The 13,884-nt window shown below is 53.5% G+C and carries 12 protein-coding genes; 11 read left to right on the top strand and 1 reads right to left on the bottom strand.

From position 1 onward, the window contains the following. Nucleotides 1–45: 45 nt before the first annotated feature. From dinG to KNP75_RS07960, 8 genes are all read left to right on the top strand, one after another. Nucleotides 46–2,856: an ATP-dependent DNA helicase DinG gene (gene dinG, locus KNP75_RS07995; protein ID WP_214752775.1), complete on the top strand. Its 2,811-nt coding sequence runs from the start codon at nt 46–48 to the stop codon at nt 2,854–2,856. Between the two features lie 66 nt (nt 2,857–2,922). Further along, entirely contained in the window at nt 2,923–3,108 is a 186-nt protein-coding gene (locus tag KNP75_RS07990; protein WP_016509977.1) for a YpmA family protein, read from the top strand. A 17-nt stretch (nt 3,109–3,125) separates the two neighbouring features. Beyond that, nucleotides 3,126–3,584, top strand: a complete 459-nt coding sequence (locus KNP75_RS07985) for a hypothetical protein (RefSeq protein ID WP_353049024.1) — start codon at nt 3,126–3,128, stop codon at nt 3,582–3,584. Nucleotides 3,585–3,605: 21 nt separating this feature from the next. Next, a complete protein-coding gene (locus KNP75_RS07980; RefSeq protein ID WP_215190183.1) occupies nt 3,606–4,793 on the top strand; it encodes a pyridoxal phosphate-dependent aminotransferase in 1,188 nt (395 codons plus the stop codon). Nucleotides 4,794–4,813: 20 nt separating this feature from the next. Next, nucleotides 4,814–6,115, top strand: coding sequence for an asparagine--tRNA ligase (gene asnS, locus KNP75_RS07975; RefSeq protein ID WP_034777348.1), 1,302 nt, complete (start codon nt 4,814–4,816; stop codon nt 6,113–6,115). A gap of 59 nt (nt 6,116–6,174) precedes the next feature. After that, a complete protein-coding gene (locus tag KNP75_RS07970) occupies nt 6,175–6,762 on the top strand; it encodes a DnaD domain-containing protein (protein ID WP_034777350.1) in 588 nt (195 codons plus the stop codon). Then, entirely contained in the window at nt 6,762–7,424 is a 663-nt protein-coding gene (gene nth, locus KNP75_RS07965; RefSeq protein WP_034777352.1) for an endonuclease III, read from the top strand. The genes KNP75_RS07970 and nth overlap by 1 nt, the downstream gene beginning before the upstream one ends. A 104-nt stretch (nt 7,425–7,528) precedes the next feature. Next, nucleotides 7,529–8,749 carry an MFS transporter gene (locus KNP75_RS07960; protein WP_215190182.1) on the top strand — a complete coding sequence of 407 codons (1,221 nt, stop codon included), beginning with the start codon at nt 7,529–7,531 and terminating at the stop codon, nt 8,747–8,749. Between the two features lie 40 nt (nt 8,750–8,789). Here KNP75_RS07960 and KNP75_RS07955 read toward each other — a convergent pair whose 3' ends face one another. Further along, nucleotides 8,790–9,641: a DUF3800 domain-containing protein gene (locus KNP75_RS07955; RefSeq protein WP_034777355.1), complete on the bottom strand. Its 852-nt coding sequence runs from the start codon at nt 9,639–9,641 to the stop codon at nt 8,790–8,792. 352 nt (nt 9,642–9,993) lie between these two features. Here KNP75_RS07955 and recU point away from each other — a divergent pair, with 352 nt between their 5' ends. From recU to KNP75_RS07940, 3 genes are all read left to right on the top strand, one after another. Beyond that, nucleotides 9,994–10,590: a Holliday junction resolvase RecU gene (gene recU, locus KNP75_RS07950; RefSeq protein WP_084592793.1), complete on the top strand. Its 597-nt coding sequence runs from the start codon at nt 9,994–9,996 to the stop codon at nt 10,588–10,590. Nucleotides 10,591–10,611: 21 nt separating this feature from the next. Next, complete coding sequence (locus KNP75_RS07945; RefSeq protein WP_215190181.1) at nt 10,612–13,233, top strand: transglycosylase domain-containing protein; 2,622 nt, start codon at nt 10,612–10,614, stop codon at nt 13,231–13,233. An 89-nt stretch (nt 13,234–13,322) separates the two neighbouring features. Further along, entirely contained in the window at nt 13,323–13,883 is a 561-nt protein-coding gene (locus KNP75_RS07940) for a hypothetical protein (protein ID WP_251128214.1), read from the top strand. Nucleotide 13,884: the final 1 nt, after the last annotated feature.

The raw sequence follows: 13,884 nt of genomic DNA, 5'->3' as shown, positions 1-13,884 counted from the left end.
GAGACAGACAGAAAGCACGAGCGTGCCGAAGATGGGATGGATGTTATGGACACCTATGTGATAGTGGATTTGGAGACGACTGGTCATTCCGTCAAGTCCGGCGACGAACTGATTGAATTTGCGGCGGTGGTCGTTCAAGGGAGTGAAGTGATTGAGCGCTACAGTACCTTGATTCGCCCGAGTCGCCCAATCCCGCCTTTTATCACGCAGTTGACGACGATCACGAACCAAGACGTGGCAGAAGCCCCGACGTTTGAGGAAGTGATCCCAGATATATGGAAGATGCTCGATGGGCGAATATTCGTCGCCCACAACGTGTCTTTCGATTTGAATTTTTTAAATGAAAGCCTCGAGCAAGCCGGGTACTTGCCGTTCCAAGGGCGAGCGATCGATACGGTCGAGCTGGCCCGGATCTTATACCCGACGCTTGAGAGCCATGCGCTCGAGTCGCTCGCCGAGACGTTTGATCTCGTGCATACTGACGCGCACCGGGCGCTCAGCGATGCCGAGGCGACGGCGGAACTGTTCATTCGTTTGATTGAACGGTTGCGCGCCTTGCCACTCGTGACGTTACAACAGTTACGACGCCTGTCCGAGTCATGGACGAGCAACGTCGAACCGCTCCTCGACGAGTTGATTCTTGAGGTTGGGATCCGAGCCGACGATGAGACGACGTTCGATATTCATCGGAAAATCGCACTCCGACGTCTCGTCGATACGTTCGAACCCGCTGTCGAACGCGAACCGTTCGAGCCGTTTCTTCACCGGACGATCGAAGAGACGCTTCCGGCACTATTCGGTCAATTTGAACCGCGTCAAAGTCAGTTCGAGATGATGCGACACGTCTATAAGGCGCTCGACGACGAGGCGACGCTGTTGATCGAGGCGGGTACGGGGACCGGAAAGACATTGGCGTATTTGATTCCGAGCGCACACCACGCCCTCGAGACGAAGCGCCCGGTCGTCGTCAGCACACATACGATTCAGTTGCAAGAACAGTTGTTGAATCGAGATTTACCAATCTTAAAAGCGATTTTCCCTGAAATCGAGTTCACACTTTTGAAAGGGAGACGCAACTACATCGACCTCCGAAAGTTCGAGATGATTCTCGAAGAAACGAATGACGGGCTGCTCCCGGCGATGTGCAAGGCGATGGTCCTCGTCTGGTTGACCGAGACCGAGACGGGGGACTTGGAAGAGTTGTCATTGCCCGGTGCGGCGTCACAAGGGCCGGCCTCGTTCAAACGGCTGATCCAGGCCGATGCAGCCTCTGACTTCGGTCGCTTCGACCCTTGGTATAGCCGTGACTTCTTCACCCGGGCCGTCTTGCGCTCGAAAGAGGCCGATATCATCGTGACGAACCATGCTTTGTTGTTCTCTGATTTGCAACACCAGGCTGGGATTCTCCCGACCGATACGCCACTCGTCTTGGACGAGGCGCATCAAGTCGAGGAAGTCGCGTCGCATCACTTCGGAGTCACGTTTGACGCGATTCAATTTGACCGCTTGTTCAAATGGTTCGGCTACGGTGCCGACGGCAAGTTTCATTCGCGCGTGCTCGGGCTCGCCGATTTGACGTCCGTCTCGGAAGAGGCGGAGGCGTTTAGCAAAGCGACCGATCAAGCACTCGCCCGCGTCGACGATGAGCTGAACGATTTGCTCACGGCGCTCCAGTCGCTCGGGAAAAAGCGGGAGCAACGTCAAACCGTCCGCTTCGAGCGGGAAGGGGAACCGTTCCGACCGATTCGTGAAGTGGCGAAACGGCTCGAGGACCGACTGCGCACGTTACGGACGACATTGCGACAACTGCACCGTCTCCTCGATGAGCATAAAGAGCATATGACGTTCAAACAACGGGCCGTGCTCGGTGATTTGAAGGCGTTCATCGGCGACGTGCGCGATATCGAGAGCGTCCTCTACGAGACGATGCTCACGCGAGACGACGATGCCGTCAGTTGGGTTGAGCTCAATCTGGCTAATCGCAAGTTGACCTCGGTGTACACCCAGCCGGTCGAGATCGGACCGCTCCTGCATGAGCGGCTGTTCGCCAAACGGCCGACCATCCTGACGTCGGCGACGATGACCGTCTCAGGACGATTCGGCTTCATCGAGCGGCGTCTCGGACTCGATGGGGAAAACGTTCGCCGCGTCGTCCTGGCGTCCCCGTTTGATTTCAAGAAGCAAGCGAAACTGTTCGTCCCGTCCGATATCCCGCTCATCAACGAAGTTCCGTTGCCGCGGTTCGTCGAGCAGATCGCGGACTCGATCGCCCAAATCGCCAACGTGACGAAAGGACGGATGCTCGTCTTGTTCACGTCGAACGAACTGTTGCGTTTGACGCACGAGGCTGTCAAAGACCAATTGGATGAGGCGTACACGCTCCTCGCCCAAGGCGTCAGCGGCGGATCGCGAAGCCGCTTGACGAAACAGTTCAAACGGATCGACCAGTCGATTTTGTTCGGAACGGCAAGTTTTTGGGAAGGGGTCGATATTCCGGGCGAGGCACTCACCTGCCTCATCATCGTCCGGCTTCCGTTCGCGCCGCCCGACCAGCCGGTCATGCAGGCTCGGTCCGAGAAAATCGAGGCGACCGGTAAATCGTCTTTCTTTGAACTATCGCTTCCGCAAGCGGTCATCCGCTTCAAGCAAGGGGTCGGTCGCCTGATTCGTTCGAAAGAGGATTACGGCGCCATCTTCGTCTTCGACCGTCGCGTCGAGACAACGCGTTATGGCAAGCAGTTCATCAACAGTCTACCGTCCGTCGATCGAATTGACGGACCGCTCGAGACCGCCCTCGCTGAACTTGAGCTGTTTTTAGACGAGAAAGAGAAGACCGGGTTAGGAAATCAGAGATAACGCTAGGCATCGTGAAATTATCGCTTTATAATAATGGGTATAGTGTTTTTTGAAGGAGGAGTAATCATGAATTCGAATATTGAGACGTTGGCGACGGTTCGAATCGAGCCGACGGCAGACGTCTACAAAATCGTCGACTTGTTGAATCGTACGTTGAAGAGCCAAGATTTAATGTTCGGTCTTGCTTTAGAGAAAAAAGTGAATGATCCGAAGAAAGAAGAGATGGTGTTCACCATCTATCGGACGGAATGACACGGAAGACAAAAGTAGTGATTGCGTTCATGACGGCACTCATCGGTGTCGTCATCGTATTTAGTGGCATTTATTGGTTCACGGTCGGCCACACCGAGCGGACGAAAGAGAAAATGATCGAGGAAGCGCGCGAGCGACTCGTCGACGAGCAACCGTCCGTCTCGATTGAACGGGCCGAACTGTTTAACGGGACAGAACCGTATGTCGTCTTCGAGGAGACGGATCGGGTCCAGTTCGTGCCGGTCGACGACAAGTTGCCAATCGAGACACGGGACATCGCAACGGTCGACTCAGAACAAATCTGTGCCGATTCGGTCGCAGAGATCGGCGGTACGCTCGTCAGCTGTAAATATGGCTTCGATGAACGGGCATTGATCGAAGTCGTGACAAAAGCGGGCACGTCTTACACGTACTCGTACTATACGCTCCAAGCGGGCGAATTCATTCGACGGGTCCAATTGACGGACTCGCCTTGACGAAACTAGAGGGGGATCTCAATGGAACATCTATTGGCACAACGTGTAAAGCAGTTGACACCTTCAACGACACTCGCCATCACGGCGAAAGCGAAAGCGTTAAAAGCGTCGGGTCAAGACGTGATCGGGCTAGGGGCCGGTGAGCCGGACTTCAATACGCCTGAACGCATCATCGAGGCAGCCTGTCAGGCCGCACGCGATGGCGACACGAAGTATACCCCATCTGGCGGGACGGTCGCACTCAAAGACGCGATCATCGAAAAGACGAAACGCGACAGCAACTTGACGTTCACACGTCCAGAGGTCATGGTCGCTTCCGGTGCGAAACACGCCCTCTATGCGCTGTTCCAAGCGATTTTAGATGAAGGGGACGAGGTCATCATTCCGGTACCATATTGGGTCAGTTATCCGGAGCAAGTGAAGCTGGCTGACGGGGTTCCGGTCTACGTCGACACGAACGAGACGACGATGTTCAAACTGACGCCGGAGCTGCTCGAGGCGGCCATCACGGATCGGACGAAGGCGGTCATCTTGAACAGCCCATCGAACCCGACCGGCATGATTTATACAAAATCTGAACTCTCGGCGCTTGCGGACGTCGTCAAACGGCATGATCTGCTCGTCGTCAGTGACGAGATTTATGAGAAACTCGTTTACGGTGAGGCGGAGTTCGTCTCCATCGCGACGCTTCCTGACATGCGGGAACGGACGATTATCATCAACGGTGTCTCGAAGTCGCATGCGATGACGGGATGGCGCATCGGCTATGCGGTCGGTGACAAGACGATCATCGAGGCGATGACGAACCTCGCGTCGCACTCGACATCGAACCCGACGTCGATCGCGCAAGCTGCGGCGGTCGAAGCCTACAATGGACCACAAGATGACGTCGAGATGATGCGTGTCTCGTTCGCTGAACGACTCGAGATCGTCTATGAACGACTCATTGCGATTCCAGGAATCACATGCTTGAAGCCACAAGGCGCATTTTACTTATATGCCAACGCCAAAGAAGCGGCCACGATGAGCGGTTACGACTCGGTCGATGCGTGGTGCGAGGCCGTCCTCGGTGAAGCGTACGTCGCCCTCGTCCCGGGTTCAGGTTTTGGTCAGGACGACTACGTCCGCTTGTCATATGCAACAGAATTAAAACGAGTACTAGAAGCGCTCGATCGAGTGGAAGACTTCATTACACGTAACGCTCGATAAGCGAAAGGATGGATATGAACATGACAACTATTTCAATCAGCCAATTTAAAGACTATGAAGGCCAGACGGTCCGGGTCGGAGCTTGGATCGCCAACAAACGTTCGAGCGGAAAGATCGCGTTCCTTCAACTTCGTGACGGGAGCGGCTTTGCCCAAGCGGTCGTCGTCAAAGCCGATGTGGCAGAAGATTTGTTTGCCCTCGCCAAAGGCGTAACACAAGAGACATCGGTCTGGGTGACCGGTACCGTCAAATCGGACGGTGGTCGCACGCCGCTCGGGTTCGAACTCGAGGTGACGGACATGGAAGTGATCGCGGAGTCGGTCGACTACCCAATCACACCGAAAGAGCACGGGACAGAGTTCTTAATGGACAACCGTCACCTTTGGCTCCGCTCGCGTCGTCAGCACGCGATCATGAAAGTCCGTAACGAGTTGATCCGGGCGACGTACGAGTTCTACAACCAAGAAGGGTTCGTGAAGATCGATCCACCGATCATCACGTCGAGCGCACCGGAAGGCACGACGGAATTGTTCGAGACAGATTATTTCGGACAGCCGGCCTACTTATCGCAAACGGGCCAACTTTATATGGAAGCCGCAGCGATGGCACTCGGGAAAGTATTCTCGTTCGGACCGACGTTCCGGGCCGAAAAATCGAAGACGCGCCGTCACTTGATCGAATTCTGGATGATCGAGCCAGAGATGGCGTTCTTCGACCACGACATGAGCCTCGAGCTCCAAGAGCGTTACGTCTCATACATCGCCAAGTCGGCACTTGAGAACTGCCGCAACGAATTGGAACTGCTCGGACGTGACTTGTCAAAACTTGAAAAAGTTCAAGCACCGTTCCCGCGCGTCCGTTATACGGATGCGATCAAGTTCTTGAAAGAGGAAGGTTTCGACGACATCGAGTATGGTGACGATTTCGGTGCACCGCACGAGACGGCCATCGCCAACGCGCATGACCTCCCGGTGTTCATCACCCATTGGCCGAAAGACATCAAACCGTTCTATATGAAAGTCGACCCGGAGAACCCGGAACTCGTCCTTTGTGCCGATTTGATCGCGCCGGAAGGTTACGGCGAAATCATCGGCGGCTCGCAGCGTGAAGACGACTACGACCGCTTGAAAGAAGAAATCATCAAAGAAGGTCTTGATGAGACGGACGCGTACGACTGGTATCTCGAACTCCGTAAATACGGGTCGGTCCCGCATTCTGGCTTCGGCCTCGGCCTTGAGCGGACGGTTGCTTGGATTAGCGGTATCGAGCATATCCGCGAAGCGATCCCGTTCCCACGTCTCTTGAACCGCATTCACCCATAATCGCCGATCGGGGATGACTTTGTCTTCCCCGATTGATTTGTCTAGAAAGGATGTGCGACATGGATGCACATAATATAATCAAGCTGTTCGAACAAAATCCAGTCGTCGTTCCGAGGAAACTGTTCACCGAGGCACGTCGCCTCAACTTGACGCCGGTCGAGTTCAATCTCGTCATCCATCTGCTTGAAATGATTGGGGAAGGCATCGAGATGCCGCTTCCGAGTGAGCTCGGGGACCGGATGAACGTGGCCGAGAGCGAGGCCCGCGCCGTGTTGCTCGGCCTGCTCCAAAAAGAGTTGATCGCCATCGACGCGTCGGCCGAGGTCGAACGATACAGTCTGCTTCCATTGTTCTTGGCGCTCGAGGAAGGGGCGGCACCTGAAAAATCGGCCCATTCGTTGAATGAGAACATCATTCATACGTTTGAGCGCGAGTTCGGGACAATCACTCCATTTGAGATCGAGCAGATTGTCGGCTGGTTGACCGAGGACGGCTTCAGCGAAGAGCTGATCATGGCCGCGCTTCGGGAAGCAAAACTACGCAACGTACGGAACTTCAAATATATGGACAAGATCCTCCGGGTGTGGCAAGACCATAACGTCGAGTCGCTCGAGGACCTCGTCGATTATCAACGGAGGAAAAAGTGATGTTGACGAGAGCCCAATTGAACGAAGTGTCGGACGAGATGCGCCGTATGTTCCCGGACGCCCACTGTGAGTTGACGCACCGCAACCCGTTCGAGCTGGTCGTGGCCGTGGCGTTATCGGCGCAGGCGACGGATGCACTCGTCAACAAAGTGACGCCTGGTCTGTTCGAGGCCTATCCGACCGTCGAATCGATGGCCGCGGCAGACGTCGCCGACATCGAGGCGTTAATCAAGCGCATCGGTCTCTATCGGAACAAGGCGAAAAACGTGAAGGCGCTGTCGATGCAAATCGTGGAACGTCATAACGGAATCGTTCCGTCGGACCGCGAATCGCTCGAGGCATTGCCTGGCGTTGGACGGAAGACGGCGAACGTCGTCTTGTCCGTCGCGTTTCATGAACCGGCGTTCGCCGTCGACACACACGTAGAGCGCGTCTCGAAACGGCTCGGGATTTGTCGTTGGAAAGACAACGTCCGTCAAGTCGAGGACACGCTCATGAAGAAGTTCCCACGCGAAGAATGGTCTCAGCTCCATCATCAGTTCATCTTTTTCGGACGTTACCATTGTAAAGCGCAACGTCCTGCCTGCGAGACATGTCCGCTGTTGCACATGTGCCGCGAAGGCAAGAAACGAATGAAGTCCAAGCAAGCGACCGGACAATGAACAAGCGTCTTCCTGATTACAATGATCAGGAAGACGCTTTTTATACGCAGGGGGGTATTTTTTGGTATACTCAATCCAGTTAGCAATCGGCAAGGAGGATGTATATGGGTGAAACCCGGATTGGAATAAAAGAAAATCAAATGAACTTCATCTTGCTCGTCGTGACGAACTTTTTCGTTGGGTCGATGGTCGGCCTCGAACGGACGATCTTGCCCATCATCGGAGAAGAGGACTTCGGTCTCGTCTCGACGAGTGCGGCACTATCATTCATCATCAGCTTTGGGTTCTCGAAGGCTGTCGTCAATTACTTCGCAGGAGCCATCGCCGATCGATTCGGGCGCAAGAAAGTGCTCGTCTTCGGCTGGGGGATCGGGGTATTCGTCCCCGTGCTCGTCATGTTGGCCCCGGCCTGGTGGATGATCATCGTGGCGAACGTCTTGCTTGGGATTAACCAAGGACTGACGTGGTCGATGACGGTCAATATGAAGATTGATTTGGCTAAACCGACGGAGCGGGGGCTCGCGGTCGGACTGAATGAATTCGCCGGTTATGTCGGTGTCGCCGTGATGGCCGCCGTCTCTGGGATGATTGCCGTCACGTACGGCAGTCGGCCGGAACCGTTTTATATCGGCGTCCTCGTCGCATTCATCGGTCTCGGGTTATCATTGTTCGTCCGCGATACGACGAATCAGGTACAGCTCCAACCGACGAGCGGGTCTGAGAAAACACGTTCCGCGAGAGACGTATTTATGACGACGACTTGGAAAGACCGCTCGCTCTCGACTCTGACGGTGGCCGGTCTGTCGACCAATCTGAAAGACGGCATGGCATGGGGCTTGTTCCCGATTTATTTTGCCGCACAAGTGCTCAGTCTAGCTGAAGTCGGATTAATCGTGGCGGTCTATCCGGCGGCGTGGGGCTTCTTCCAACTGTTCACCGGGGTATGGAGCGATCGCATCGGACGCAAAGGATTGATCGTCGCCGGGATGTGGGTCCAGGCCGGTTCGCTTTGGGCGATTCTTGTCATGTCCGACTATTGGCAATGGGTGCTCGCCGCGGTCATGCTCGGCATCGGGACGGCAATGGTCTATCCGACGCTCCAAGCCTCGATCAGTGACGTCGCCGAGCCATATTGGCGCGCCTCAGCAATGGGCGTCTATCGGTTTTGGCGCGACAGCGGCTATGCGTTCGGGGCCATCTTTGCCGGGGTGTTGACCGACATATTGTCCATCGATTGGGCGATCGGGCTTGTGGCCGTCCTACCGTTCCTGGCCGGACTCAATGCGCTCGGTCGTTTGCGGGAGACACTTCCAGGTTTGCGTTAATCAAAAAACTGCCTTGCCGAAGCTTCGGCAAGGCAGTTTTTTAATGGTTCCACGGATGGTCGCTCCATTCGCGGCGTTTTTTCGTGATCGGTACTTTTTTGAATCCCCAGTTACGGAAATCTTGGTCAGGACTTTCTTTACGAATGTAAATCTTGTCCTTGATGGCTTTGAAGATCCGGTTCTCATCCCCATAATGGACGAACCGTGGTTTCACTTCGATGACGCCGCGACGTACGCGCGAGAGCGGGAGACAGACGAGGTCAGCGATTTCAAGCCCAGACTGATAGATGGTGTTCTGTTTCTCCGAGAAGATGAAACCTTTAATCTTTTGTCGGCTCTTCTCGACGTCAAGATGGACCGTCCCTGAATTGAAGATATCGAAGAACGCTTTTTGGATGAGCAAGTTTTGATAGTCGTCTCGCGACTCCAAGACGACACGGGCGCTGACCGCTTCCGTCTCTTCTAAGAATGCATAAAACGATTTCATCAAGTGGGCGAAGGCGACGACGTACGGATCTTTCGGCGTTGAATAGAAGTCGTGAAGTTTTTGTTTATCGACCTCGACGCTGATGATTGTACAGTTGATATCGCGTAGGAAGTCCGGCAACTTGTTCCAAAAGTCACGAAGCATATCGATCGTGATGCCATCCTCTTTTCCATACGGATGCTCGGCCTTTAAAATCTCTTTTAAATGGAGCGGGATATTCTCCGTCTTGAACACGTCGCGTTTGAAGGCATGTAACCGGCGCTTCAACTCGCACGGCATCCCGGCCTCGTCGGCATCGATTGCATATTTGTATTCCATCAATACGCCGGTGAGGTTGAACTGGGTATTTCCTTTTGGCGTGCCCGTCTCATCGACGAACATGACATACTTCTTTTGTGTTTCCATCTTACTCCTCCAACCATGGCTCAACTGTTTATCTCAGCGAGCCTGCTAATTGTTTTCCAACCTTGGTTTACATTGCTTATTGCGCACTTTTTCAAACTTACGTCAATCTGCGTTTAATCTGTCTTGATTATGGCTAATAAGTAGAAGACTTATTTCAGAAAAATAAATAGCTCTTCCGTAACAAGGTCGTGTCAATTTGACTACACAATGAACTACCTACTAGTTTAACATACGGGAGTTTGGTACGATATGGATTGCGGAAAATCCACACAGGAGTCGAGCGACAGAACTCGACAATCAGACTTCAGACGGAAGGAACGGCTGGACCAACCTGTTAAACTAGAGACTAGGGGTGACGACATTGTTCCATTATCCGAACGGGAAAAAGCCGAAACCTGCGGCAACGCCGGTCCGCTCTAATCCGCAGACGTATGCGAATCGAGGCATGAACCTTGAGACGCTGCTGAACGACACGAATGAGTTTTACCGACTCCATGGACGAGCGGTCATCCATAAGAAGCCGACACCGCTGCAAATCGTGAAAGTCGATTACCCGAAACGGAGCGCGGCGAAAGTGACCGAGGCGTATTTCAAGCAAGCGTCGACGACCGATTATAACGGGGTGTATCGCGGGAAGTACATCGATTTCGAGGCGAAAGAGACGAACAATAAGACGTCATTTCCACTCGGAAACTTCCACGACCACCAAATCAACCACATGCGTGAGTGCGAGCGGCATGGAGGGGTTTGTTTTGTCATCATTCGGTTTAGCCGCTATAATACGCAATATGTGTTATCAACGGAGCAATTATTAGTTTGGTGGGAACAGCGCGAATCGGGACGGAAGTCGATTCCGCTCTCCTATATCGAGCAAGAAGCAATTGAAGTCCCAACCCGGGCGATGCCCGCCGTCGATTATTTGACGGCGATTGAGGCGTGGCTCGATTGAAATAGAAGGAGTGAAGCGTGAATGGAACGAAGTCGGATGGCACGTCGACAAGATACGACGAGCAATAAACGTAAACCAGCGGCCAAAAAGCCGAAACAAAAAACGAAGAAGTCGAAGTTTCGACGCATTTTAACGATTTTAGGGATTTTATTCATTATCGGCGTCATCGCCGGCGCCGCATACACTGCGTATGCGATCGCGACGGCACCGCCGCTCGATGAAGAGAAGTTGGTCGATACGTATCCGATCCAACTATTATCAGCTGAAGGCGAACCGCTCGAAGGAAGCGGACAAATTCGGGAGTATGTCTCCATCGATGAAATTTCAGAAGTGATGCAACAAGCGGTCATCTCGATCGAGGACCGTCGCTTCTATGAACATAACGGGATTGACTTGCGCCGTATCGGCGGCGCCGTGGTCGCGAACTTGACGGACGGCTTCGGGGCCGAAGGTGGTTCGACGATCACGCAACAGCTCGTCAAACAATCGTTCTTGTCGACCGACAAGAAATTGAAGCGGAAGCTGCAAGAACAGTGGCTCGCCATCAAACTTGAGCGCGAGTACACGAAAGAGCAGATTCTCGAGATGTACTTGAATAAGAACTATTACGGTACAGGCGGATATGGTGTCCAAACGGCATCGAAACGCTACTTCAATAAGCCGGTCTCAGAAGTGAATTACCAAGAGGCGGCCATTTTGGCGGGTCTCCCGCAACGTCCGAGTGCCTATGACCCGATCAACGGGGACCAGGAACTGACGCGTTATCGTCAAGAGCAAGTGCTCTCAGCGATGAAGCGTGACGGTCATATCACGGAAGAAGAATACAACCAGGCGCTCGACGTCGAGATCGCGGACGTCATCTCGCCAGGTGAAGAAACAGAAGAAGAGACGTACACGCGCTCTATTTACGCTCGCGTCCAAGCTGAGCTCGAGGAAGACTACGGTCTCGAGCAGGCCGACATTTACGGGACGGGATTGAAAGTGTATACGTCAATCAATAAAGATTTGCATACGAAGTTCAATAACGATATTAAGAACGACAACGTCAACCTTCAGACTGAGACGTTCCCAGAAGATCTTCTCATGGGAGCGACCGTGTTGAACACGAAGACGGGTGAAATCGTTGCCGTTATCGACAGTCAGCAAGCGAAACAAGGCGATAAGAACTATCGTGACTATTCGCGCGAGAAACGTCAAATCGGGTCGACGGCGAAACCGTTCTTCGATTACGGTCCGGGGATTGAGAACGCGCAGTGGTCGACTGGGAAAATTTTGATGGATGAACCGTTTGGTGAAGATGAATTCAATCCAGGAAACTATTACACAGGGTATCGCGGCGCCAATACGATGCGTTATTACTTGACGGTTTCCGGGAACACTCCGGCCGTCCGAGCCTTCAATGAAGTAAAGGAAGAGTTCGGTCCGGAGGCGATCGAATCGTTCGTCGAGAACGTCGGCATCGAGCCGGCGCGTGCGGGTGACGAGATTCTGCCGGCAAACAGTCTTGGTGTAGCAGAAGCGAACACGACACAAATGGCGGCTGCTTACGCGGCGCTCGGCACGAACGGGATGTATACGAAGCCGCACTTGATTCAAAAAATTGAATTCAATGACGGCTCGACAATCAACTCGCCGATTAAAGCAAAACAGGCGATGGAAGACTATACGGCCTACATGTTGACCGACATGCTCCGTGACGTGGTCAACACGTCAACTGGTACGTATGTGCCTGAACCTTTCCCTTATGACGTCGCCGGGAAGACCGGGACGACGAACGATAAAGATAAAAATCCAAACGATAAGTGGTTCACTGGTTATACGACCGACTATTCAATTTCGGTTTGGACCGGAAAAGCACCAGGAGCTGATAAGGATGCGCTTGCTGAAGATCATGCTCAGTTCTACTTTGACTATATGATGCAAGAAGTGACGAAAGCGACGGGTCAACCGGATCGCTTCCAGCAACCGGAATCGGTGCTCTCGCTCGGGAACGAGTTGTACGTCAAAGGAACGAAACCAAAAGACTTGCAGCCTGACAAACTCGCCGCGCCGACCGGCGCATCGATTGACTACGATGTGCCAGGCGAGACAGGTACGCTCTCGTGGTCATACGACAAGCAAGCAGTCGAAGCAGCTGGTTACCAAGGACTTTCGTTCACCGTGACGGAGACACGTCCGGACGGTAGCGAGCGTGTCGTCGGGACGACTGAAGACACGAGCATCGCCATCTCTGGCCTCGGTGAAGGGGAGACGACGTTCACGATTGTCGCCAACGCGACGAACGCGCTCGTCGGCGATCAACAGTCGAGCCCGCTCCAAACTTCCTACACGGTCGAACGGAGCGAGGAGCCTGCTGCCGAAGAGGAAGAAGAGCCAGCCACGGAAGAGACGCCTCCTGAAGAAGAAGGCGAGCAAACCGATGGTGAGAGCAACGAGAACAATGGCAATAACGAAAACAATGAGAATAACGGAAACGACAACAACACCGAAGACGAGAACACGGAAGAACCGACCGAAGAAGAACCGACAACCGATGAGACAGACGGGGAGTCGGATTCGGAGGGGGACGTCAGCCGTCAATCGACGTCAGACTCGGATGACCGTAACAACGGCAACGGGAATGGCAACGGTGGTCGTGACTAATCTGACTCACAGGAAACAGGGCGACATCAGCGCCCTGTTTTTCTGTTTCGTTTGCTATAATGAAAAGAAAGCGAATAGGATGGTGACACATGGTACAACTCTCATTGAAACGTAAGATGAAAGTATTGTTTGTGATCGACCGACTGCAAGAGGATGATTTAGGCATCCCGTTACATGGCGTCAATGGCTTGAAGATGGGCCGATTGCTCCTCGAGGAATCGATTCCGTTCGGACGCTTGATTGATGATCAAGCCGTGGCCGAGGCCAGTGGCCATCCCTATTTGAAACGGATCGGCGTTGAGACGATGTTTCTCGGCGACGAGTCATATTACCCTGAACTTCTGCGGGGCAAGCGCCAAGCGCTCGCGACGCATGAAGATTATCATAAAGCGGTGCAGCGTTACACGAAGCATTTACAAGCGGTCCACTCGAAGTGTACGAAGCTACATACCATCGTCTTGTTCGGACGGTCGACGCAACGGTTGTTTGACGATGCGATCACGCGTCTCGAAGAAGAAAATGAGCATGTCGCCGATTCGTTCAAAGCGATGGACGTGCTCCGTTTGCCGGCCGTCCACCGGCTCGTACGCGACGAACGGATCAGCCAAGTCAAGGCTATCGTGGAACGTCTCGCACCTTCGAAATCGTAAA

The sequence above is a fragment of the Exiguobacterium sp. s6 genome, from assembly GCF_018618155.1.
Lineage (GTDB): Bacteria > Bacillota > Bacilli > Exiguobacteriales > Exiguobacteriaceae > Exiguobacterium > Exiguobacterium mexicanum_A.
The sequence above is the reverse complement of the archived record's forward strand: the minus strand, read 5'-3'. Positions and strand labels throughout refer to the sequence as shown.

What these genes read in the sequence shown, in the direction of transcription:
- KNP75_RS07970 (WP_034777350.1), top strand. Translation starts at nt 6,175, where the DNA reads ATGGATGCACATAATATAATCAAGCTGTTCGAACAAAATCCAGTCGTC.
- dinG (WP_214752775.1), top strand. Translation starts at nt 46, where the DNA reads ATGGACACCTATGTGATAGTGGATTTGGAGACGACTGGTCATTCCGTC.
- KNP75_RS07945 (WP_215190181.1), top strand. Translation starts at nt 10,612, where the DNA reads ATGGAACGAAGTCGGATGGCACGTCGACAAGATACGACGAGCAATAAA.
- KNP75_RS07960 (WP_215190182.1), top strand. Translation starts at nt 7,529, where the DNA reads ATGGGTGAAACCCGGATTGGAATAAAAGAAAATCAAATGAACTTCATC.
- KNP75_RS07990 (WP_016509977.1), top strand. Translation starts at nt 2,923, where the DNA reads ATGAATTCGAATATTGAGACGTTGGCGACGGTTCGAATCGAGCCGACG.
- asnS (WP_034777348.1), top strand. Translation starts at nt 4,814, where the DNA reads ATGACAACTATTTCAATCAGCCAATTTAAAGACTATGAAGGCCAGACG.
- KNP75_RS07955 (WP_034777355.1), bottom strand. Translation starts at nt 9,641, where the DNA reads ATGGAAACACAAAAGAAGTATGTCATGTTCGTCGATGAGACGGGCACG.
- KNP75_RS07980 (WP_215190183.1), top strand. Translation starts at nt 3,606, where the DNA reads ATGGAACATCTATTGGCACAACGTGTAAAGCAGTTGACACCTTCAACG.
- KNP75_RS07940 (WP_251128214.1), top strand. Translation starts at nt 13,323, where the DNA reads ATGGTACAACTCTCATTGAAACGTAAGATGAAAGTATTGTTTGTGATC.
- nth (WP_034777352.1), top strand. Translation starts at nt 6,762, where the DNA reads ATGTTGACGAGAGCCCAATTGAACGAAGTGTCGGACGAGATGCGCCGT.